At 54.7% G+C, this 21,938-nt stretch carries 10 protein-coding genes; 8 read left to right on the top strand and 2 right to left on the bottom strand.

Annotated elements, in window-relative coordinates:
• Window positions 1-76 precede the first annotated feature (76 nt).
• Genes dpdE through dpdD form a run of 8 tightly spaced genes read left to right on the top strand, consistent with a single transcriptional unit; the run spans window position 77 to window position 17,574 of the window.
• A complete protein-coding gene (gene dpdE / locus P8935_RS18490; RefSeq protein ID WP_348261780.1) occupies window positions 77-3,250 on the top strand; it encodes a protein DpdE in 3,174 nt (1,057 codons plus the stop codon).
• Window positions 3,243-5,735, top strand: coding sequence for a protein DpdF (gene dpdF / locus P8935_RS18485; protein ID WP_348261779.1), 2,493 nt, complete (start codon window positions 3,243-3,245; stop codon window positions 5,733-5,735). Before dpdE ends, dpdF begins: the two co-directional genes overlap by 8 nt.
• Window positions 5,732-6,625, top strand: a complete 894-nt coding sequence (gene dpdG / locus P8935_RS18480; protein ID WP_348261778.1) for a protein DpdG — start codon at window positions 5,732-5,734, stop codon at window positions 6,623-6,625. The genes dpdF and dpdG overlap by 4 nt, the downstream gene beginning before the upstream one ends.
• Window positions 6,622-9,654 carry a protein DpdH gene (gene dpdH, locus P8935_RS18475; RefSeq protein ID WP_348261777.1) on the top strand — a complete coding sequence of 1,011 codons (3,033 nt, stop codon included), beginning with the start codon at window positions 6,622-6,624 and terminating at the stop codon, window positions 9,652-9,654. The genes dpdG and dpdH overlap by 4 nt, the downstream gene beginning before the upstream one ends.
• Complete coding sequence (locus P8935_RS18470; RefSeq protein WP_348261776.1) at window positions 9,644-10,357, top strand: hypothetical protein; 714 nt, start codon at window positions 9,644-9,646, stop codon at window positions 10,355-10,357. Before dpdH ends, P8935_RS18470 begins: the two co-directional genes overlap by 11 nt.
• Window positions 10,358-10,367: 10 nt before the next feature.
• The gene (gene dpdJ / locus P8935_RS18465) at window positions 10,368-14,903 is read left to right on the top strand and encodes a protein DpdJ (protein ID WP_348261775.1); all 4,536 of its coding nucleotides are present in this window, start codon (window positions 10,368-10,370) and stop codon (window positions 14,901-14,903) included.
• On the top strand, window positions 14,900-15,430 hold the full coding sequence (dpdK, locus tag P8935_RS18460) for a phospholipase D-like domain-containing protein DpdK (protein WP_348261774.1): 531 nt from the start codon (window positions 14,900-14,902) through the stop codon (window positions 15,428-15,430). Before dpdJ ends, dpdK begins: the two co-directional genes overlap by 4 nt.
• The gene (dpdD, locus tag P8935_RS18455) at window positions 15,427-17,574 is read left to right on the top strand and encodes a protein DpdD (protein WP_348261773.1); all 2,148 of its coding nucleotides are present in this window, start codon (window positions 15,427-15,429) and stop codon (window positions 17,572-17,574) included. Before dpdK ends, dpdD begins: the two co-directional genes overlap by 4 nt.
• 284 nt (window positions 17,575-17,858) lie before the next feature.
• On the opposite strand, the gene P8935_RS18450 is transcribed toward dpdD, so the two are convergent.
• Both P8935_RS18450 and P8935_RS18445 read right to left on the bottom strand, forming a co-directional pair.
• Entirely contained in the window at window positions 17,859-19,682 is a 1,824-nt protein-coding gene (locus P8935_RS18450; RefSeq protein ID WP_348261772.1) for a hypothetical protein, read from the bottom strand.
• A 366-nt stretch (window positions 19,683-20,048) separates the two neighbouring features.
• Complete coding sequence (locus tag P8935_RS18445; protein WP_348261771.1) at window positions 20,049-21,935, bottom strand: hypothetical protein; 1,887 nt, start codon at window positions 21,933-21,935, stop codon at window positions 20,049-20,051.
• Window positions 21,936-21,938: the final 3 nt, after the last annotated feature.

The following is a 21,938-nucleotide window of genomic DNA, read 5'->3' as shown; positions in this document are numbered from 1 at the left end:
CACGCCAGATTGCGCCCAAGGACTAAACTATGAAGAACACAGATCATTGCTGGACGATCAAGCTGAGGGGAGTTGCGTGCTTTTAAAGGGTATGCTGGTTGCTTTACCCGACAAGAAGGGCGTGGGGAAACTCGAGTCGATCGACGGCGACCTCTGTGCCATCTCCGTGTTTCATTCGATTGCCCGCTCCGAGATGGTGAAGTTGCCAGTCTCAACTCTCAGCCGTTTCTATTTGAGTCCGCAAACCCGCGTGTATGCCCTTGAAGGCGATAGGTTCAAGGTTGGACGAATTACTGACTACCTCGGAAGAGACGACAGCGGACTGCTCGACTACGAGGTCCGATTTCCCAACGGCAATAGGCGCGATCTTCGGGAATCCGATCTCTTCTTGCGCCCGTGGAGCACGCCTGACGATCCAGCCGAAGTAATGGCTAACGGGGGCGCTGAAAGTCAGTACTTGCACGACCGCAGGCAAGCGGCGATCCGACCTCTGTTGAGGCTACGCAGCGCAGCGCAAGGTCTTACAGCATTGCTATCGGCAGGTATCGATTTCGCGCCCCATCAGATTGCTGCTGTGCGGCGTGTCCTAACCGACCCGGTGCAGCGCTATCTACTTGCTGACGAGGTGGGACTAGGAAAGACGATCGAGGCAGGCCTGATCATCCGCCAGCATTTGATCGATAATCCGAACTGCACCGTGCTTATCACTGTACCTCGGCATCTTCGCAATCAATGGCAGCAAGAGCTGAACACAAAGCTGCGTCTTGACCAGTTCGCCAATGCGTTTCAAGTGTGTTCTCACGCTGAACTCGCAAGTGTTGACCGCGCACCCGACGTCTTGATTGTTGACGAAGCGCATCACTTGGTTGGACTTGTAGACGGCCCCCTAGGAAAGGCCGCCGAGCGTTTACGATCGCTCTCTGTATCCTCGCCTGTCCTGCTTCTCCTATCTGCCACTCCCGCTTTGGGAGATGAGGAACGATTTCTCGCACTCCTTAATCTCCTCGATCCTGCGTCGCATCCATTGAAAGATTTGGAAGGGTTCCGAGCCAAGTTGGAGAGTCGTCGTGATGTAGGTCGACTCCTCTTGGCGCTCGACCCGCAAGCACCGGGATTAGTGTTGCGCCAGCGCGGTCTGGAGTTGCAGCGGTTATTCCCGGATGATCCACTCATTGTAGAGTTGGCGCCGCGGTTGGTTGCTGCGACACGCGATGGGCCTGAGACTCTGCCTGAGCTATGCGCAGGACTCAAGGCACACATTGCGGACACATATCGAATCAATCAACGTCTGATTCGCTCACGCCGCGCCGACGCGGAGGGATGGGAGTTCACATCGCGAGGGCCTGAATTAGACGATAAGCCTTCTTTTGCTCATCTGAGGGTCGAGAGCGAAACGCCGGGTTGGATTCAACCGGTATTGTCGGCGCTGGAAAATTGGCGATTTGCAGCCCTAGAAGCTGCGTACGGAGAGGCGAAGGCCGTTGACCAAGCCGCGCTTCGCTACGTCGAAATGCTGGCCGCAGCGGGCGTCGGACGTGCGGCGCTCATCTCGTGGATCGACACAGCAATGATGCTCGAGACTTTTTCCGACGAGCGACCAATCCTCGCTTCGCTCCGGGCGCTCGCGTCCGATAGCGAAGATCACGACAGTATACTGACCTTGGCGGAAAGCACTCGGCGGCTTCTTCGTAGCCTCAGAACTGATTTCCCCCTTCCGAAAGTGGTTGCCTTTTCTTCCTCAAAGGATAGGGCGGTCGAGTTCCTTTCCGCACTCGGGAACAAAACCGAGGGCGCGGAGGTCCTACTCCTTCTCGGAGGGGCAGGGAACGGAAACGACGACCTAGTCGCAACGTTTACGACTCCTCGTAAATCCGCAATCTTGATCTGTGATCAAGAAGGCGAAGAGGGCCTCAATCTTGCCGCTGCTGACGCCATCATCCATCTAGACCTGCCGTTCTCGGCAGCGAGGATCGAGCAAAGGATCGGCCGACTCGATCGTTTTGGTCGTACGCACGGCGTTGTAAGACACCGAATTCTGTTGCCTTGGGAAGAAGAGGCTGGTCCATGGGCCGCGTGGCTGCGCTTTTTGGGGCAAGGGCTGTCGATTTTCCATCGATCAATCAGCGACGTTCAATTTCTCCTTGAACACGTCGAGCGAGAATTCTTTCGAGCCCTATTTCAAAATGAAGGACCTGCGGAACTCGATGCACTCGCGAGCAACGTTCGCGAACGCATATGCCAGGAAAGACGCTTACAAGACGAGCAGTATGCGCTCGATCGAATCGCACTTTCCGAAGAGCCCATTGAGGCATTTCTTAAGAACTTGGAAAAGGCTGAAGAAGATGAAGCTTCACTCGAGACCGGAGTCGATCGATGGCTGGTCGAAGCACTCAACCTTCAGAAACGCCCACTCTCTGCCTCCGAGCCCGAGTCATTTCGATTGAGCGCAAGCCGCGACACTCTCATTCCAAGGCTGCCTTGGCTCGAAGCGTTCGGGATTGAGCGCGACCGTCCGCTGACATGGAAGCGCAGGATCGCGACGCGCCACCCGGGCACAACCCTGTTGCGCCCAGGAACCCCGTTAATTGATTTTGCAGAACGTTTCACGCGCTGGGACGATCGTGGTACTGCATTCATCACCTGGCGAACGGCCCCCGAATGGAAGGGCGAAATCTCGATCTGCTTTCGCCTCTGCTTTGTGATTGAACCCGATATCCAAATCGATGATCTTCTCGACCCATCGAGCAGTGAGCTTGCGGGAGCACGGCGAGCACAACGGTACTTCCCCTTGCGGACTCATACAGTTCACGTCGATGTGAACGGTGATAAAGTGACCGACCCGATGCTCCTAGCAATTCTACGGCGCCCGTATCGAAACAGGGATCGCTACGGCGAGCAAGGACAGGACATCAATCTTTCGAGCCGACCGCGGATTCTCTCCGACGTGATTGATGCTGCCGCTTTTGCATTAACCTGCCGAGCAGTTCGACAAGCGGCCTCCGATCGATTGTTATCGGATGAAACGATCGCAAAGGCGATTCGGGTCGGTGAGCAACTTGCCCAAGCTGATCTTGAACGGCGTCGCAACCGTTTGGGGCGGCGGCATTCGCTCGGTGACACGATGGCCCAAGCGGAGATCGAAGCAATTGAGGCGCTCTTACCGTCCATACAACATCCAGCCTTGCGACTCGACGCGATGGGCTGCTTCCTAGTCGCATCTACTTTGCCGAGGTCAACTGTCGATGCGTGAATTGAATGGCCTTGACGCATTTGGCGCTCTCACAAGGTTGCTCTCTGGTGAAGAGCAAATGCCATGGCGCACGACCGAGCCTGCTCTCGAGCGGTTGAGAGTCGCCTTATCATCCGTTCAACAGGATGCAAGCCCGCTTGATCTGGCAGTACTTCTACGCCAAGCTCTTCGCTACGAGTTCGCTCGACGCGGCCATGAGGTAAGCCCCCGAGTTTATCTGTCCCACCCGCGTTTCATGACGTTCCGTGATTGGGAACAACTCGGTCTATCCGTCGCTAAGGAAGGGAACGGCTGGCGCGTCAGCGCTCATGCTTGGAGACCTAACTGGCTTCGACTTCCCCCATCATTAGGCGTCGACGATGAGGCTGCTGGCGAGAACGTGAAACGGGAGTTTGGGTCTGATGGATGCGAAGGAGACCCCTTCCTCCTGGCGATCGGCCGTTCGACCTACCGTAGTAGTGGCCAAAGAGCCGCAGTGAGAGCAGCGCTCACCACGCCGCCAGGTGCGACCCTTGTGGTGGCTCTGCCGACAGGTGAGGGAAAGAGCATGATCTTTCAACTCATTCATGCCGTCGGCTTTGTTGGCGATGGACCGAAGGCAAAGGCAGGCGTGACGCTCGTCGTCGTTCCCACTGTGGCACTTGGTGTCAATCATGAAGAGGAGGCCGTGAGCGTCTGCGGACTACCGAGACCTCTGGCTTACCAAGGCGGAGCAGACGCGGCCAACGCGGTAATTTCCGAACAGATTTCACAAGGAGTGCAGGGTTTGTGCTTCGCCTCGCCTGAGGCTGCGTGTGGTCGCCTTCGGCAATCCTTGCGGCAAGCGGCTGAGGCGGGTGACTTGCGTGCCATCGTGGTTGATGAAGCTCATTTGATCGACCAATGGGGGACGGGATTTCGGACAGAATTTCAGGAATTGAGTGCATTGCGGCGCGAGTTGCTCGCGATTTCCCCAGAAGGCCAGCAACCACGCACCATGTTGCTTTCAGCGACACTGACCGACAGTTCGCTCGAAACTCTTCGCGCGCTTTTCGGCACTGAAGGCGCGTTCGAGAGTTGTGCCGCAGTCCGACTTCGTGCTGAGCCGGACTATTGGGTGGCCGACTCAAATGAAGAACAGCGTACCGGACGGGTTCTTGAGGCGCTCTATCGTGTGCCGCGACCGGCAGTTCTTTATGTTACGGAGGTGAAGCATGCGGAGGCGTGGCGTCTCAGGCTTTTGGAGGCCGGATTCGGCCGGGTCCGTATGCTGCACGGCAAGACAGGGCGGGAGGACCGGGAACGAATTGTCTCTGAATGGCGCGCTGGCTCTCTTGATGTTGTGATCGGCACGTCTGCCTTCGGTTTAGGCATTGACTTCGCACACGCCCGGAGTATTATTCACGCCTGCATCCCTGAGACATTAGATCGGTTTTACCAAGAAGTCGGCCGGGGCGGCCGCGACGGACGAGCATCGCTGTCGCTCATCATTCCGACGCCGGCTGATCTTCACATCGCCCAAAAAATCAATCTGCGAAAAATCATCACTGTCAGACGCGGACTAGAGCGGTGGGGCGGTATGTTCAGTGGCAAACGCGTGATTGCGGGAAATCGAATAGCCGTTCGCGTCGACGGAAGCCCTGGTGTTAGTGAAACCGATATTGATATGAAGGGCACGCGAAATACAGATTGGAACCTTCGTTTGTTGTCCCTCATGGCTCGCGCAGGGCTCGTACGGTTGCAGGGGGCTCCCCACCCGCCCGAAGAGGCTCCGGGCGAGTGGTTCGCGTTGGATTTGCTGGATGATGGGCATCTTGAAAGATCCACATGGGACAACCGCGTGGAACCGGTTCGCAAGGTAAGCACGGCGGCCAGCAATCTCAATCTGGACCTGATGCGACAATTTCTTCGCGATGAAGGCTGCGCTGCGGAAATACTCGAGAGGCTGTACGGTCAAGACAGGGTAGCGAGAGTCTGCAGTCGATGTGCCATTTGTCGCGATGATCCGTCTCGGCGTCGGCCTTCCGTTGCGCTCGGCGAACCGATTGCGCCTTGGCCATTGCCATTGCCTTCGCTTTTGGCTCGACTCCTAGACGCCGATAGGAGGTTACTGGTTGTTTATGGGCCTGAACAGACGAGATCGGCCGAGTCTCGACGTCTAGGCGAAACCCTAGGACGATTGCAGCGATTCGGTCTTGCCAAGGTAATCGTTCTCGGTCAGTTGCCCTTCAACATGAATCGTGTTCTCCAAAGCGCAGAGAAAACCCCGCTCTTTGTTAGTAACTTGCCTTCGTTCGCTCACTCGCGCCTACCAACCGGTCCCGAATTGGTCATGGTTGGCGCAGGCCAAAGCCTCGGCCAAACGTCTCTGGAAGCTAGGCCAGGAAGAGCCCGCATCTTTCTCGTCCCGAAGGAGCAACTTACGATGGATGGACGCCGCCTGCGCGATGTCTTCGGCGGCCGAGTTCTGACGCTCGACGAGTTTAATGAAAGGGTAGCTCTATGAGTATCATTACCACAATTCCGGCCGTGCCCAGTCGCCTGTTCAGCATCTACGCCGCGCTGTCTGATAGCGCCGATGGCGAACTTCGTGACCAGCTCGAGGCGTGGTCAACGCCGCCGTCGCTCGCCACCCGTGGAAGTGGAGACGAAGACGAAGCGGAGAGTTCACTTTTCATCAGTGCCCTTCAGGAGGCTCGCCGGCTTGGAATCGTGGACGAAAGAGACGGCCGCCTGCGAATTGTGGAGAGTGCGCGAGAGGGGAAGAAGAGAAAGGATCGCGAGGCAGATTTCCGTGCCGACCTGTGCAAAGTTCTCTTTGATCCAGTGCGGGCGGGCCAAGCCGAGCACGGGGCGTTTATGTTAGCCCTCTCATGGTTCCTCTCCAAGAATCCGCTCGAACCGCTGAATTTCTCCGAGGCACCGCAGGAAATGTTGCGTAAAGAACTTGGAGAGAACAGAGACAAGACCGAGCTAACGAACCAAAGTCGCTATCAAAACTTTCTTTACTGGGCGCGTTATCTAGGGTTCGCGACATTTGTCGGCTTTGATACGGTGCGTCGCGTCTTTCCTGATCCTACGCGCGCAATCGCAGGAGTATTGCCGAAAATCTTTGGCGAGGCCCCGCTGCTGGAAATTGAGTCTTTTCTTTCAGCCCTCAGCGAAATTTTCCCGGTGTTCGAAGGTGGAACTGCCCGCGGAGTGCTAGATGGAATGCGAACTGAACCATTCGACAATTCGGATCGCCTCTCGATTGCTACGAGTCTGGCACTCCAACGTTTGGCCGACCGTCGCGAGATAGGCCTAGAGGCAGTCGCGGACGCGCGTGGGCGAATTCTTGACTTTGGAGTAGGGACCAAACGCATTAGTCGAATTCGACGGGGAGGGGCTGAATGATGCGCAATTACCTGTGTTGGGACCCCGCCGCCGTTCGACGGGTTATCAACCCGTTTGCCGAGCACATGCCTGACAGCCTCTTTCGGGCGGTTCATAGTGATTGGGATCTGCGGGTGACACCACCTGTTGGAAAGTCTTTTCAAGAGATCACAGATAGCGCGTGGGCAGAGATGAAGCCAGCGGATTTTCTTCGTGACTTTCTTCGCGAGGAACGTCCCCATTCCCTTGCCGCTATCCTTGGCGAGACCGGGTCCGGAAAGTCTCACCTCGTTCACTGGATGCGATTGAATGTGCGCGAGGACGAGAAGCGGATGATACTCGTCGTTCGCAAGTCCGGCACGAGTCTGCGCGCCATTGTTCGCGACATCATCGGCAGACTGCCAGCAGATCAACAGCAGAGCTTTCTTGATACGTTCAATGCTGCGGGCGATGGGGTGATGAGCCGTGAGAATCGGAAGCACGAACTGCTCAACCATCTTGCTCAAGCCATTCGTGAGGATCAAGTCCCGCGCAACGCTAGCGAACTTGAAGCAGCACTGGTTCTATCCTTGCCGCACCTTCTTCAAGATCCATACATGCGAAAGCAGCATTTCCTCCGTGACGACAGGGTCATCGGAGCGATCGTGGATCACATCTTCGCCGATTCCAATGCAAAAAACCGGCCTGATCGACGCCAATTATTCAGTGCGGAGGACCTGGAACTTGGGGGTATGGACTTCGTGAACGCGACCAGACTCGCGAAGGATGCGATTGATCTTGTCGAGCTAAACCGAGCGGAGAATCTCCCAATTGCAATCGATATTATCAACCGCAACCTCGACCCGGCAGTCGCGCGGACGCTGAGTTTCTCCGGCGATCGAGTCGAGGAACTCATGGCGCGCCTGCGAACTTACCTCAAGACGCAAGATCGTGAGTTGATTCTCCTGGTAGAGGAGTTTGCGCGACTGCAAGGCATAGATCGTGCGCTTCTTCAAGCGATCACCTCCCAAGGTGACGAGCGCCAGTGCCGTATGCGTACCGCAATCGCAGTTTCGACAGGTTTCTTCCAGAGCGTTGCGGCAACCGCCTATATGCGCACTACCCACATCGTAGATATGGATCGCTCTGCCGGCCACGCCGAAGGTCGAGAAGTAACCCCAAATTCACTCGCCGAATTCGCTGCACGATACTTGAACGCGGCCAGAATGGGCCCCGACCGAATTGAGCGTTGGAGTGAGGGTGCGTCACCTCACGATGCGACTCCATCCTATTGCACCGACTGTCAAAACATGCCGGAATGTCATCAGACTTTTGGCGCGATCGACAACTACGGCCTTTATCCGTTCACCAAGACTGCCTTATGGAACGCCGCTTCGCGCGTAGACTTTTCAATGCCCGCGAGCCTCAATCCTCGGATTCTGCAGAACGATCTATTGGTGGAAGTGCTTGACAACTTCGCACCCACAATCAAGTCCGGCGAGTTCCCAACACTGAAACTGCTCGACAAACTGGGAGGCGTAAAGAAGCTACGCCTGTCTGCTGAGACCGAATTGCAGTCCCGAAACCAGCACGCAGCAGGACGCTGGAAGGCATTCCTAGAGATTTATGACGGAAGCGGTGAGATCGTAAATCTCCCCGCTCCGCTGCGCGATGCCTTCGGCGTGCCCGAGATTCCGAACGCCGCGATAGCCGGCGTGCAGGACCCTGCTGACCCGGACCCTGAGGAGCGTCCACAGCCGCCCGTGCCCCCCGGTCCAGCGAACCCAGACGACCTTGGGATCGAGGTATGGATAAGGGGCGCAGGTCTCGATCAGAACATCGCGAGCAAGCTTCGCGAGTTGCTTTTTCCGGCCATCGCTGAAGCAATTGATTGGGACATGCTGGGACTTGCCCGTACGGATTTCGCAGGTAGGACGGGAAAGATCTTTCAGCAAACCGGCATCATCTTCGAGCGACAAAACACCAAGCCTCCGAGTCATCTACAGTTGAGACTCCAGATTCCTGCTGACCCGAAGACGGGTCAAGCTCTTCAAGGTCTGTTGAAGGCCGATAAGGACAGATTTCGTTGGGACTTCGAGGAAGGGGATCGGGCACTTTCCGGATTCCTCGACTGCATTGAAGCTTGGTCCGACCAAGTAACCTCGCAGTTGCGTACCATCAGTAGTCCGTCCGCGAAGTGGAACCAGTCAGTCGCGGCATTACAGTTGCTGTGTGTTGGAGCAGCGATCATAGGGCGGCTGAAGCCAAGTGCGTCGATAGCCGAGATGATCGACGCAGCATTTGCCAACTGGCTCGAAGAGCCTCCGGCCTCGGCGCCGGAACTGCGAAACTTGTACGGGAAAATTGTCAAGCAGCGCGAGTCGTTGTCGTCCATTGCACGGTCACAGCTATCCAGCATGAAAGGCGGACGCGCAGGTTCGATGCTCGAGGCTCGTCTCGTCGTTCCCCCCATTCGTGCTCTCAGAAAGGCTAAGTGGGTTCTTGAGTTAGAGCCCCCTGAAAACGATTTAGGTCCAGTCGCCAAACTCTATCGCGAGGTTCGGACAGGCTTAGAGAGCGCCACGGAGGCGGAACGGGCAGTCCGTCTAAGTTGGATCGCAGACATGGATGCTGCATTTGGTGTGGACGCAAATCGCGCCTCGATTGTGAGTGCGCTCGAAGCGGCCCGCCAGGCGGCAGTAAACGCAGGAGTTGCGACTCAAAATGTCAGTACACCGTTCGCCGAAGCCTTGGACCAGTTCAGATCTACGCAGTTCGACGCTGCCGTTGCGGCGGCTCGGGAGTTGGCCCAGTCCGATACTGCGCTCGCGACTCTACCAAATTATGGTCGTGGAAATCGAAACGCCGTTGACGCAGGCACTTTGCTTCGCGGTGCCACTGAAAAGTTTTTCGAGGCGGTTGAGCGTAGTCTCGAAGCGTATGGCCAGGATCAAAACGCAGGCATCAACGACGTTGAACAAAGTATGAAATCAATCGACAAATCTCTCGAGGATATTGTGGCCGATTTGAAGATTCTCAAACAGCGGAAGGAGCCGATTGATGCTCGTTGAACGCGCTACAGGTCTAGCCGACAAAATCAATCGCTACGAGAAACTCAAAGCGGCCGCAAGCCAAGCAAAGATGCTTCGCACTCGCGGCGAGCAGCTTCGACAGGCCGGTACATCCTTGGCGGACGTCAGAACCATACTTGAGCGATTTGATGCTGCGGGCATCTCGGCCAACTTTATCGCGTCAAATTCCGACGATTTGATCGAGAAGGCGGGCACGCTGAAGGATTTGGTGCGAGCGGATCCAACGGTTCTGGCAGATCCTCCCTTCGACCTAAAATATGCGTTTATCGATCGTTTACTCGGAATCAGCACTTTCGCAGCAGATGTGGTTGGAAAGGCCTGGAGTTCCTACGTTGCTTCACACGGCGCCAGTGGTTCCAGTGAGGTATTGGATGCGTTAGCAAAATTACCACAATTTCAGATAAGCGTGGCCCGCATCCGAAAATCTCGCCAAGGCATTGAAGAGCTCTCTAAACGGACCCCTACGGATCCTCTGAAGGCGATTGAGAATCTAGACGAATTGGTTGCTGAGCATCGGGCCGCTTGGTCCGAACTCAAAGCCGATGGGATTCCAAACACGGTCATTGTCTTCCTTCGTGCCTGTGCCGACAATGGAGCGCTGCTATCAGAGCTAACTGACGAAGTGCGTAAATGGTTAGAGACCAGAGACTTACTGAACGCTTTCCGCGTTAGGATCGGATAGTCTCAAGCCTATGCCGATAACTGCTGAGCAATTGGCGCTGCTTGATTCGATCGAAGCTTTGGAGATGCGCTCGCTCGAATGGGGCTACACCGCTGGTGGTCTTAGTCAGGAAGATGCTCTCGCGCTATGTCCTGACACGGACCGCGCGGACGACACGCTCGAGGCCCTGATCGAAGCAAAGTTGGTGTTCGAGTTGATGGGCAGCAGCGGTGATCGGCGATATCGTTCGAGGTTCGCCGAGATGATGAGACTTCTCGCTGCCAATCGCCAGCTTTTCCCAAACCGACCGTGGCAGGGTGCACCTAGGCTGGTCGCAGATTTTAGAGTCGATCGCCGCCCTCGCCGTTTCCCCCGCCGCAAGCGACTCCCATCGCAAATTCTAGAAATGCACGAGGCTGTCATTGCGCCAACAGCACTTCGGCGAGCAATCTGGGATGCGTTGACCAAACGACTGGCAAAAGGGCTCGCTGCCTTTCAGGAACGCGCCACCATTCGGATCGCACAAGAGGGCGACGACGGAGCCACGATTGTCACGGCGGGAACAGGAAGTGGAAAGACGATTGCTTTTTACTTGCCGGCCATGCTCGCCATCGGCGAGGCCATCAACTCTGAGCCTTGGGTTAAAGTACTTGCGATCTATCCACGCCTAGAACTACTCAAAGATCAGTTTGGCGAAGCCTTTCGCATGGCACGAGAGATTGATATTGTCTTAGAAACTCATCAGCGCCGACCGATTCGAATTGGTGCTCTCTTTAGCGCGACTCCGAACCAAGCGAATGGTAGCGCGCTCAACGATAAACATTGGGCACGACATGGTCGGGATTGGATTTGTCCTTGGATGCGCTGTCCATCGTGCCGGGCAGAGATGCTTTGGCGAAGCGTTGATTTGGAAGCATCCCGAGAGAGACTCTATTGCGCACGCCCTGGTTGCGGTTACGAGGCTAAAGAGAGCCATATTGTCCTCACTCGTCAACGAATTCAGAAAGAGCCACCCGATATTCTCTTTACCACTACGGAGATCCTCAACCAGCGTCTCTCCGACCATTGGACGCGCGGTGTGTTCGGTGTCGGCACCACGCGTAAGCCGTTTCTCGCTCTTCTTGACGAGGTTCATACCTACGAGGGGACAAGCGGTGCCCAAGCGGCCTTGACGTTGAGGCGCTGGAGATATCTTCTCGGTGCACCTGTCAAATGGGTGGGTCTCTCAGCCACTCTGGGAGATGCTGCGCGCTTTTTCTCGGACCTTACTGGCGCCGCCATCGAGCGAGTGGTGGAGGTGACACCAACCACCGACGAGTATGACCAGAGTGGCGCAGAGTATCAGGTACTGCTTCGCGGGGATCCATCCACTCGAGCATCGCTCCTGTCCACCACGATTCAGACATCCATGCTTGTTTCCCGAGTGCTCGATCCTCCAGCATCCACAAATTCGATTGGTGCTTTCGGGCGTCGCGCGTTTCTTTTTACCGATGACCTCGACGTGACGAATCGCCTCTACGACGATTTGCGCGATGCTGAAGCTTATTCAATATTTGGTCAGCCCGACATGCGGCGACAACCCCTGGCGGCTCTTCGAGCGGCGGGTGCCGATGATCGTGTTCGCGATCTAGAAGGCCAGCGGTGGCGACTGTGCGAAGACATCGGCCACAGCCTTAACCGGCGCCTCGTGATCGGGCGAACCACTTCGCAAGATGCTGGGGTTGAACAAGGGACAAACATCGTTGTAGCGACGGCTGCGTTAGAGGTTGGCTTCAATGATATCGAAGTGGGTGCGGTGATCCAGCACAAATCTCCGCGTGGGATGGCGTCCTTTCTTCAACGGAAGGGTCGCGCCGGCCGCACTCGCGAGATGCGGCCGATCATGCTGACGATTCTGTCAGACTACGGCCGCGATCGCGCGTTTTACCAGTCCTATGAACGGCTATTCGATCCGATGCTCGAACCGCAACGGCTGCCCATCCGCAATCCATATGTCCTAAAGATGCAGGCCACCTTCGCTCTATTCGACTGGCTTTCGAATCAATCTTCGGGGGCAGAAAAAGCCTGGGCCTGGGATTTTTTGAGCCGACCATTGGAGTCGGGAAGTCCCGCAGTGGCCAAGGTCATCAATCGGGTTAAGACTAAACTCACGCAACTCGTTCAAGGCGACGGAAAGGCGATTACGAGCCTCCGAGAGCATCTGATGGGAGCTCTCTGCATTGACGAAGAAGTGGCTCAAACTCTCCTATGGGAGGCACCCCGCTCTCTGTTGCTGGAAGCTGTGCCAACGTTGGTTAGACGTCTGTTTCGGAACTGGAGCCTTGCATTTCCTAGCCCCGAACTGACTTTGGATTTCTATGAGCCCTTTCACCCACTTCCGGACTTCGTGCCGCAAAACCTATTTAGCGACTTGAGCCTTCCGGAGGTGCGAGTGTTGATTCCTCCAGCAACGGTCAATCACGAGTGGCGGACCGAGTCGATGCCGATATTTCAAGCGCTCGGACAACTGGTCCCTGGCCGCGTAACGCGACGATTCGCCCACGAGCGAGGGGGACTCTCGCATTGGGTCCGTGTCGATCCGACACGGCCGCTGCAGTCGCGGAAAATCAGTGAGTATGCCGAAGAGCATGAATTCGTGGGCGAATTTGCCGCTCGGTTTAACGACGCGTCCGATGCGGCACAATTTCTTGTCTATCGGCCTTGGACGGTGCGTCTCGCCAAAGCGGATAGAACCGAGGCCCTTCCGACTAGCAATGCACGCCTTAGTTGGCTCACTGATATTGTCGCCAATGGAAATCCGCTATGTGTACCCGTACCGCCGCGGTCACCTTGGCGCACCTACGTCGAAAAGGTGCATTTTTTCCTTCACCGCTTTCGAGCGAGTGTAGGGGTCCGACGTTTTTCGCATACTGCGAAAGCAAATATTCGAACTCTCCAAGCTGAACTTCCCGTCACCCTCAACTTTCGGAGCGACGATGACCGGCCTGCAGCGATTGGATTCGAACTCGAGGTGGATGGCATTCGACTTGACCTGGTCATGCCCACCGGAGAGCAGGTTGGAGCAAGCAGGCTTTCTCTGGCATTGTTAGCCAGTTCGCGGCAGGCGTATTTACGTCAACGCTTCCGCGAAAATGTCGAACTACCCGAAGACCTGAACGTATTCCAGCGTGATTGGCTATTTCAAATCCTTAGCTCCTCACTCTTAGCGGACGCTGCCAGCACCAATAGAAGCATGCAAGACGTGGCCGCTAGTCTCCTCTCTGACGAGCGGATCGATTTCACTTTTCAAACGGTGATGGATGAGTTGTTTGCCGTCTCGTCCGTAACCCTGCCTGATGACGAAGAAAATGCCGGTGAGGAAGACGAAGAGCCCCCTGCGAGTGATTTGGCAAGTCCACCAAGCTCCGGCGGAGGAGGCCGCCTACAACAAGGTCTCGCTCTACACGTCGCTCGTCCAGAGGTTCGTGCGGCATTAAGGGCCGTTGCCCGCGAGTTCGATCAAGTTGACGCAACAGCATTCGACCAGTGGCTTCGAAGGCTAACTCTCGAAACAGTGGGTGAGTCGATGCTCCAAGCTTGCATCGCTGCCGCGCCTCGGTATGCAACCTTCGACAATTTACTCGTGGACGTTCGTGACGATAGGGAGAGTGGCGTCGCCACCATCTGGATTACGGAGACTACTCTTGGTGGCGCAGGGGTACTGGAAGCGTTTGCGGAGCGTTTCTCGAACGAACCGCGTGTCTTCTTCGATGCAGTAGAAGCCGCATTGGCACCAACTGATCTGGAACTTGTCGATAGTGGCTTGCGTCGAATTCTGTTCCTTGCAAATACCGATCCGGAGGTGGGCGGTGGAATTGCTCAACTGCGCGCCACGGACTCACATGTCCGCCGTGCGCAACTGTGGCAAGGCCTGTCGGCGACGATGGCGAAGCGTGGCGGCGTCGATCTTAGTCACGCCTTGGTCGTCTCGCTGAATAACCGCTTGCTTCGCGCGGGAGCTGGACCGGACCTCGACCAAATTCTCCTCGAATTGTATGGGTACTGGGATGAGTTGCAACATCGGTTCGAACTAGCCATCGGTTTACGCGAATTCGCATTTATCTGCAGCCGAAGAGAATTCTGGCGAGACAGAATACGTTCATTTCTCGACGCAACCGTGCCAGCGGAGGCCGTATCGACAATCAGCATTCTTGCAGCGATCACAACCCTGCTCTGGCCTAGAGAGGCTGAAGTGCGCTTGACCAGTTTGCAATCATATAACCCCTTCCGTGAAGTGCGGGCGACCGATCCTGCTGTCGTTCGTCATCTCCTCGTCGATCATTCCTTGGTGACGGTGGAACTAGGTGATCCTGATTGGCGAATTCAACTTGATTCTGCATTTGCGGCCACAGGCACATGTCGACTTGCTGCACCTGCCGATCGGGCAGGGCAATTAAGAGCAGCGTTAGTCCGGTTGTCGGCGACACCTGTTGATGTAGGCGTCCTCCAATTCTTTCCCGTGATCGCTCGGGTGGAGCAATTTGGCGGTCGAATCTTAGCAAACCTCACGCTCAGGGAGCATTCATGACCAACTATCCCTCTCGTGATCTTCATGGACCGGCGCAGGCTCGAGCTGTGCGCGACTTGTTTCAAAGCATATTTGCTGCGGAGCTAATTAGCCCTAGCCCTAAACTCTGGTTGTTCTTTGCGTGGATATCTGATGTTGAAATTCTGGACAATTCGGCTCGTCGATTTGCCTCGCTCGAGCCAGATTGGCCTGCCGCTCCGATACGCCTGTCCCAAGTTCTCGGAGCACTCTTGGCACGTGGTGTTCAAGTGCGCCTCATTATCAGAGAGCACGGTCACAACGAGTATTTCATCGCGCGCCTTCGTTCCCTCAAGGAGAGCTTTGGAGACCACTTGAAGTGGCGGGTGGAGAGGGACTTCCATGCTAAGGGTCTCTTGGGTGTCGACTATTTTCTAAGCGGATCAATGAATCTGACCCTAAACGGCATTTCGGTGAACGGAGAACACCTCGTGCTCCGCACCGATCCGAGCGCCATCGCAGAGCAAGCGGAGCAGTTGGAACTGCAATGGGAGGGACTTCTCAAATGATTGCAGTCGACCTGGAGAAGTCCAAATCTATCGCGACACGACTTCGAATTCTAGATGAATGCGGGACATTTCCCTCCGAGATAAGCGACGAGTGCATCCAGCTTATGTCGACTATCGCCGATCCGGATTTTCCGGGGGCATTGATCCCAGAGGCACGCGTCGGCGGAAGCCTGCGGGTGATTGCGGCGGCTTCACCCTCAGATTGGCGGCGACTGCGTCCTGTGCTTCAGGCATTTGCAGGACCTACCATCACGTCCTTTAATGGATTCCCCGTAGAACTCTTGGACAAGAATGGAATCGGCGCAGTCTTGAGTGAACTCGGACCGCAAGTAACTGCCGTGATGTCAGTACCGGTCGGGGCGCAAACTCGAAAGAGCGCACTTCGCGCACTGATTCGCATGCGAGAGACTTTCGCGCGAGCGCCTCAACACAGCAAATCTGCTCCAGAGCCGACGAGTTGGTTGCTGGCTCGCTTTCAGGATCATCTGAATATTGGCCGGCGAGATGCCGCGGCGTTGTTGCTTGATCGTCTGCGAGATGAATTCAGACTCGATGCACTGAATCTTAGATCACTCCAAGTTCAACTACTCGCTACCTTCGATGACTGGACGGCCATAACTGATCTACGAGGATTCGCAAATCTCGCTGTAGCCCGCAAAACTCCTGCCGTCGCAGCGTTGCTCCTCGAAGCACTCTATCAGGTACATCTTTCGACCTCTTTTGATGGAGACGAACCTCAGTCCACGGAGAGGATCTATTCCCAAAAAGTTAGACCACTCGCACTCACGATGTTGACACTCCCAGCACCGTCCTCTCTTCGGGACGGAGGTTGGCGGTTGTTCGGTCTGGAGGCCCTCGTGTCTCCAGAACGTGAAGAGCTTCAGCCCGCGCTTGATGCGAGGAAGGACATACTGGGCTGGCTTGCAAATCGATTAGCGCCAATCGCGCATAAACCGCTTCCTCCGCTTTCCCCGATCGATCAGGCCCGCGAACTGGTCGTTGCCAGCGTAGATTCCGAGAGCGTAGATCTGTTGGCCGCAGCATTGTCTGCCGTCGCCCGCCTAAATGACGACCAGCGGCTTGAGCTTGCCAGGGCAGAGCCCTTCTCGTCGGCATTGCGGGCCATTGAAGCGGAAACAACGCAGGTCGATCTGCCGACCTCTTGGCTGGCTTGGCTGGCGCGTGCTGCCAATCCAACCTTTACAAACGCGCTCGAAGTGGCGCGCTTTGGTGCCGAAGAGTGGTTAATCGCGGATGAAGCGAGCGATCCAACGTATGTCCGAGCACTGATCGATGGCCTTGGAGCCGCACAGGGTGACGAACTGGCCGCTGAACGGACCTTCCAAGCATTGCCATTCATCGTTGCATCAATCAAACGAGATCCCGGCTTCCCGTCGCCGGCTCTTGCGAAAGTTTATGCCAACCTGATCACACTTCTAGCCCTAGGAGCATCCCGGAGCGGGGCAGTGTATGACTCCAGTCAGATCTTGATCGAAGGTCTACTTGCCTCAGGTCTGGGCGTGCGAGACTACAAGGCGCTCATCGCCGACGTCGAAGAATTGGCTGGCGAAGCTTTGGGCGTTGACATGATTTTCTGGACTCTCGAGGTGATTGAGGCATTCATGCGAAACACTTCTCCGGATTCTGCTGCCCGCGAAGCATTGTTGCATAGAATGCTAGCGCGGATTGCGGGGGTCCGAACCCGGCTGAGCAGCCTGCAACTCGCCGCGCTGAGACGCCTCGCCGAGGAGTTTGGATGGACGTCCGAAATACTGGGTATCACAGCGGATCAAGTCGGCCAGGATAATTTCGCGACTCGTCTCAGCAACAAGAAGGTGGCAATCTACTCACTTTTGGAGGGAGCAAGCCGCCAGGCAAAGGTAGCGCTGGAGGCTGCTGCGCCAGGCGTAGAAGTTGAATGCAACGCCGATCATGTTGGCACATCTCGTCTTCGCGCTCTGGCTCGGAATAGCGACATATTTGTCATCGCCTGGGCGGCGGCGAAGCATTCCGCTACCGAGTTCATCCGAGAACATCGTGGCGATCGCACGCTTTTATATGCGCAAGGCAAGGGGTTCTCGAGCTTATTGAGAGCTCTCGAGGATCACTTCAGGTTGGCTCATAGACCCTTGATCGAACGCTAATCTTTGTTACTCTGTATGGAAATAGGTACCGAAAATACCTCTAAACCGCATGAACAAAAGAACAAAATGGTGTTCCGGATGTTCGACTTCAAGTCACTGAAGTCTCGACTTGGAGTCGAGAATGTAATCGATATTCTCAACAAAATTCGGCCATCGTGAGCGCGACCCAGGTTGCCGAGCGGCTCGACTTTTCTCAAATGTGAGCCATTATGTGTTAAGCAAATGAGATCTTCGGAGTGGATCAGTTTGAAATCCAGAGGGCTTCGATTGCGCCCGCGGGAGGATCAGTTGGCATTGCTATTAGCCTTAGTCCACTTGTTATATTCGGGCCTAAGGACGTCTCCACTGCAGTCCTCCAGCGGTATGAATCGTCCGTTCGGCCCATTTGTTTCGTCTACGATTAGATAGTAATCGTGCTCAAATTCATGTCTCTGGCCCGTCTGAAAGGAGGCGAGTTCATATTTGAATTGCTGACCAAATGCGTCTCGTATGTTGAGAGAAATTTGACCGCTAAGGTATTTCTGATCTCTAGACCAAGTTCCTTGGTCGAGCGCGAATCCGCATTCCCTGGTGTTCGCGTAGTAATAGGCGGCCCCGAACGGACTAAGATCATCCAGATCTTCCTGCGCATGATAAAAGCCCGATAAACCGATGGTAATTCCCGTTCCTGAAAAACCGAGAGTGTCTCCCCTCGTGTGTTTGGGATAAAACACTCGAAGCTGCTCATTGCCCCCTTCTTCATCTGTAGCAATTAATGCCGCATCAAGTATTCTGCCGTGTATCTTCAGAACCTCCGCAGCAGTCTTGGCTTCGGGTGTCCTCCGGCGGACCCTCGTAAGAAACTCGCCGCTGCCTGGATCCTCAAAAATTGCTCTAGATTGTCCGGACGTCAGAAGCTTGCCATCCACAACGACAAGAGACTCTACCCATGGATTGATTATCGGCTCAAGGAAAGTCGGGACGGGCGGTTTGTTTTGAGGCAGTTCGCAAACGCTTAAGTTCTCATTGGTCGCTGCTTTGCACCGGCGATGTACTTCAGCCAGTTGAACGAGATATTCGTTAACAGGATTCTGCAAAGCCCTCAGTTGGTCAATTTCAGGCTCGCTATAGACTCCCGCACGCGGATCTTGCTTGCTTAAGATTGACTGGATATCAACACGTTCTCTATACAACCGCCTGTACGTATCGACGAGGACTGACAGTCGATCTTCTTTTTCGATCCCCCACAAATCATCCTGGGATTGCGAGTAATTCAACATCGGCCCAACGTGAAAACCAAGAGGGGCCGCGTTTGCAGGCGTGAATGACTTAAGGTAATCCCCGAGGGCAGCCTGTAATTTTTCAAAAATGGCGGTCTTGGAATCGGTCGTCTGGCGAACAACAGTACTCAAAGCCGCAAAGCCTTGGCCGCCAGTTGATACCACCTCGATTGATAATCTTCCTTCTCCAGCAGCGCGGTCGATTTCGCCTGCAATTGTCGACTTGAGATCTCCACTTAACACGCCAAGATCTACCTTTGCTCCCAGACTACCGGCGAGCTTTGATTTCGCAGTTGCATTTACACTTCGTAGTGTGATAATCGTCGAAACTGAGGCCCCTCTCCGTTCGATAAGCACTAACTGATCACCGCATTGGTTGTGAAACTCTGTAAGTTGATGCTGATCGAGAAGGGTTTGAGCAAAGGGATAAAGTTGCTCGTTCTCAATGCCAACTCTCCCGTATTCATTCGTAAAATTCATAACCAAGTTTACGTCGTCATTGGTAGCTATATTCTCTTGGGACATACTAAAGCTCGCACTACCAGTGAACATCAGATAGCTGACATCGATGCTCGAATCCATCGATAGCGCCTGCCTCAACGTTTGTGAACTTGTAGCCAACTCGATCGTTGCCTTCGTACTGAGGGTGGCGTCGCGATCGAGAGGCTTCACATCAAATTTGACGCATTGTTGCTTAGCTTGCGTTAGATCGGAGACAGAAAATCCGCCGCCCAATGTCATTATCGATTGAGGATGGAACTCGTAGTAAGTTGGCGCCTGGGCGACTGCCTCGACTACCGCGCCGAGCAAGATCAGTAGAAGCGTCGTTCGGATAATTCTCCAGCACATTTTAATAACTCTCCCTCAGTCAGCAAAACTGCAAAGACGCGAGCCTCAATGGTTTCGTAAAAGAGTGGGTCTTGTTCGGCTGTAATTGTTTTCCCCGCCCGATACGATTTCAGGTTGAACGGATGATCTGTTGTAAGCAACTAAAACAAAAAAAAGGGCGATATGCTTCGACCGCTCCTACGCTTGTCGCTGCCATTTTGACATTGGATCGTCGGTCATAAGTCTTCCTCGCGTTATACGCCATTTGGCGTGTATGGCTCTTAGTGCTGCGCATTTCACTTCCATGAATTTTTCGATGATCGTTGCAACCTCGCGAACTCAGTGGCGCCGCGAGTGCATGATCGAGCGGCAATCAAGCACAGCTTCCTAAGGTTGATACCACTTGGTAAGGATTCTTTCAATGACCTCATTAAACTCAGGGCTGCTAAGGTACGCCGGATAGGGCCCGATATTTGCCGAGTCGAGGGCCGATTTGAAGTCGGCATTTGCATCTTTGCCCATGTAGAATTCTTCGGCGTCGTGGCATGGCATCTTTGGGTCGATCTTAAGATAGTACTGTGCTTCCTTTATAGGCAGCCAAACCATTAAACCCGGGCCGCCAACTTGCCACGAGTCGGATGTGGAGAATGTCGATGTTGCGATTTCGAATCGTTCCAGCTGACCGAACTCATCTCGAACTTTGACAAAAATCCGAAACGCCGAAGCGACGCGGCTCGCCGGGGGAAGGCAATGATAAAAACTAGCATGAGCCCATGCAGTTCTAATTGGGTCCACATCGACACTATCACCCGAGCCTACAACAAGAGCCATTTGTGCATTGCCTGCCACCAAAGCGTCTCCTTTGGTCTTGTCTGGGTAGAATACTTTCACTTGAAACCCCTCAAGGGGATGTCCAACGCCGACTAAGAGCTCTTCATCCACGATCCGACCTTTGACTGAAAAGACCACTGCTGCCGACTTTGCGTTTGGCAGGCGACGCCTGACCCGTTCCAGAATGGTCCCTCCGCCGGGATCCTCAAAGAAGGTTCGAGACTTCAAAGGGCTCCAGGCCACTCCATCCACGCAAATAAACCATTGGCCCATCAACGGCGATATCGGCTGGAGGAACTTCGGGATTATGGGCTTAGGCTCAGGAACTCTGCAAATCGAGAGGTTCGACACCGTTGCTCCCTTACATGCACTGTGTATCTGGCTAATACGGTTCATGTAATCGTCGAGAGGCACTGCGAGAGTTTTCAATTCTTTGAGTTGCGTTTCTGAATAAAGATCGGCTCTTGGATCCCTTCCGGCGAGGATTGAATCGATTTCAGTCTGATGAATGGCGTCCGCACGGTACTCATCGACTAAGAGTCCCAATCGCCTCTCTTTTTCAAGGCTCCAGAGATCATTGTCTACCTCCGTTAGACCCAACATAGGTCCGACAGAAAAGCCAATCGGCGCTGCATTGTCGTTGTTGAATCCCTTTATGTAATTCCCCAATGCCTGCTGAAGACTCCCGAATACATCCTTTCCTGAAACATCTTGGCTGACCAGCGTGCTTAAGGCTCCGAATCCGTCACCGCCCGTGGAAACGACCTGCACAGATATCCTTTTGTCCCTTGCAGCGCGATCCATCTCGCCAGCAATTGAAGCCTTCATGTCTCCGCTCAATGCGCCCAGATTTATCCCTCCAGACAAGCTCCCCGCGTACTGAGACCGACTGGTAGAATCGACTTCGTGAAGCGTGACGATCGCCGCCACGGTCGCACCACGGTGTTCGATCAAGACAAGCCGCGTTCCGCATTCACTCTTAAATGTCGCTACGTCTCCTTTATCGAGCAGCATCTGAGCTCTTTGAGTCAGATGCAGACCTTGCATACCGATGCGAGCGTATTCATTTGAGAATTTCAGAACGAAGTTTATGTCCTTCGCTGAAAAGAGATTTTCCTGTGAGAAGCTAAAGTGCGACGAACCCTTAAACATGAGGTAACTAACGTCAACGCTGGCGTCCATCGACAGGGATTCGCGCAATTCCTGGGTATTTGAGACCATTCGAATCGTAGCCTCAGTACTGAGTGATCCCGTTTCCAGAGGATGCCTTACGTATTCCACGCATGGGCTTTTTGCCTGCGTCAGATCGGACACGGAAAAGCCAAGTCCGAGAGACATAATACTTTGGGGATGGAACTCGTAGTACGTTGGATCGTTGGCTAAGCTGGGTTGCGCAAAACAAAGAAGAGAGAACAGAATCCAGATCGTTGACGTGGGCTTCATTTG

This window comes from Telmatobacter sp. DSM 110680, assembly GCF_039994875.1.
GTDB lineage: Bacteria > Acidobacteriota > Terriglobia > Terriglobales > Acidobacteriaceae > Telmatobacter.
The sequence above is the reverse complement of the archived record's forward strand: the minus strand, read 5'-3'. Positions and strand labels throughout refer to the sequence as shown.

Bases quoted from the DNA above. Each gene is read 5' to 3' on its own strand.
- dpdF (WP_348261779.1), top strand. From the start codon at position 3,243: ATGCGTGAATTGAATGGCCTTGACGCATTTGGCGCTCTCACAAGGTTG.
- dpdG (WP_348261778.1), top strand. From the start codon at position 5,732: ATGAGTATCATTACCACAATTCCGGCCGTGCCCAGTCGCCTGTTCAGC.
- dpdH (WP_348261777.1), top strand. From the start codon at position 6,622: ATGATGCGCAATTACCTGTGTTGGGACCCCGCCGCCGTTCGACGGGTT.
- P8935_RS18470 (WP_348261776.1), top strand. From the start codon at position 9,644: ATGCTCGTTGAACGCGCTACAGGTCTAGCCGACAAAATCAATCGCTAC.
- dpdJ (WP_348261775.1), top strand. From the start codon at position 10,368: ATGCCGATAACTGCTGAGCAATTGGCGCTGCTTGATTCGATCGAAGCT.
- dpdK (WP_348261774.1), top strand. From the start codon at position 14,900: ATGACCAACTATCCCTCTCGTGATCTTCATGGACCGGCGCAGGCTCGA.
- dpdD (WP_348261773.1), top strand. From the start codon at position 15,427: ATGATTGCAGTCGACCTGGAGAAGTCCAAATCTATCGCGACACGACTT.
- P8935_RS18450 (WP_348261772.1), bottom strand. From the start codon at position 19,682: ATGTGCTGGAGAATTATCCGAACGACGCTTCTACTGATCTTGCTCGGC.
- P8935_RS18445 (WP_348261771.1), bottom strand. From the start codon at position 21,935: ATGAAGCCCACGTCAACGATCTGGATTCTGTTCTCTCTTCTTTGTTTT.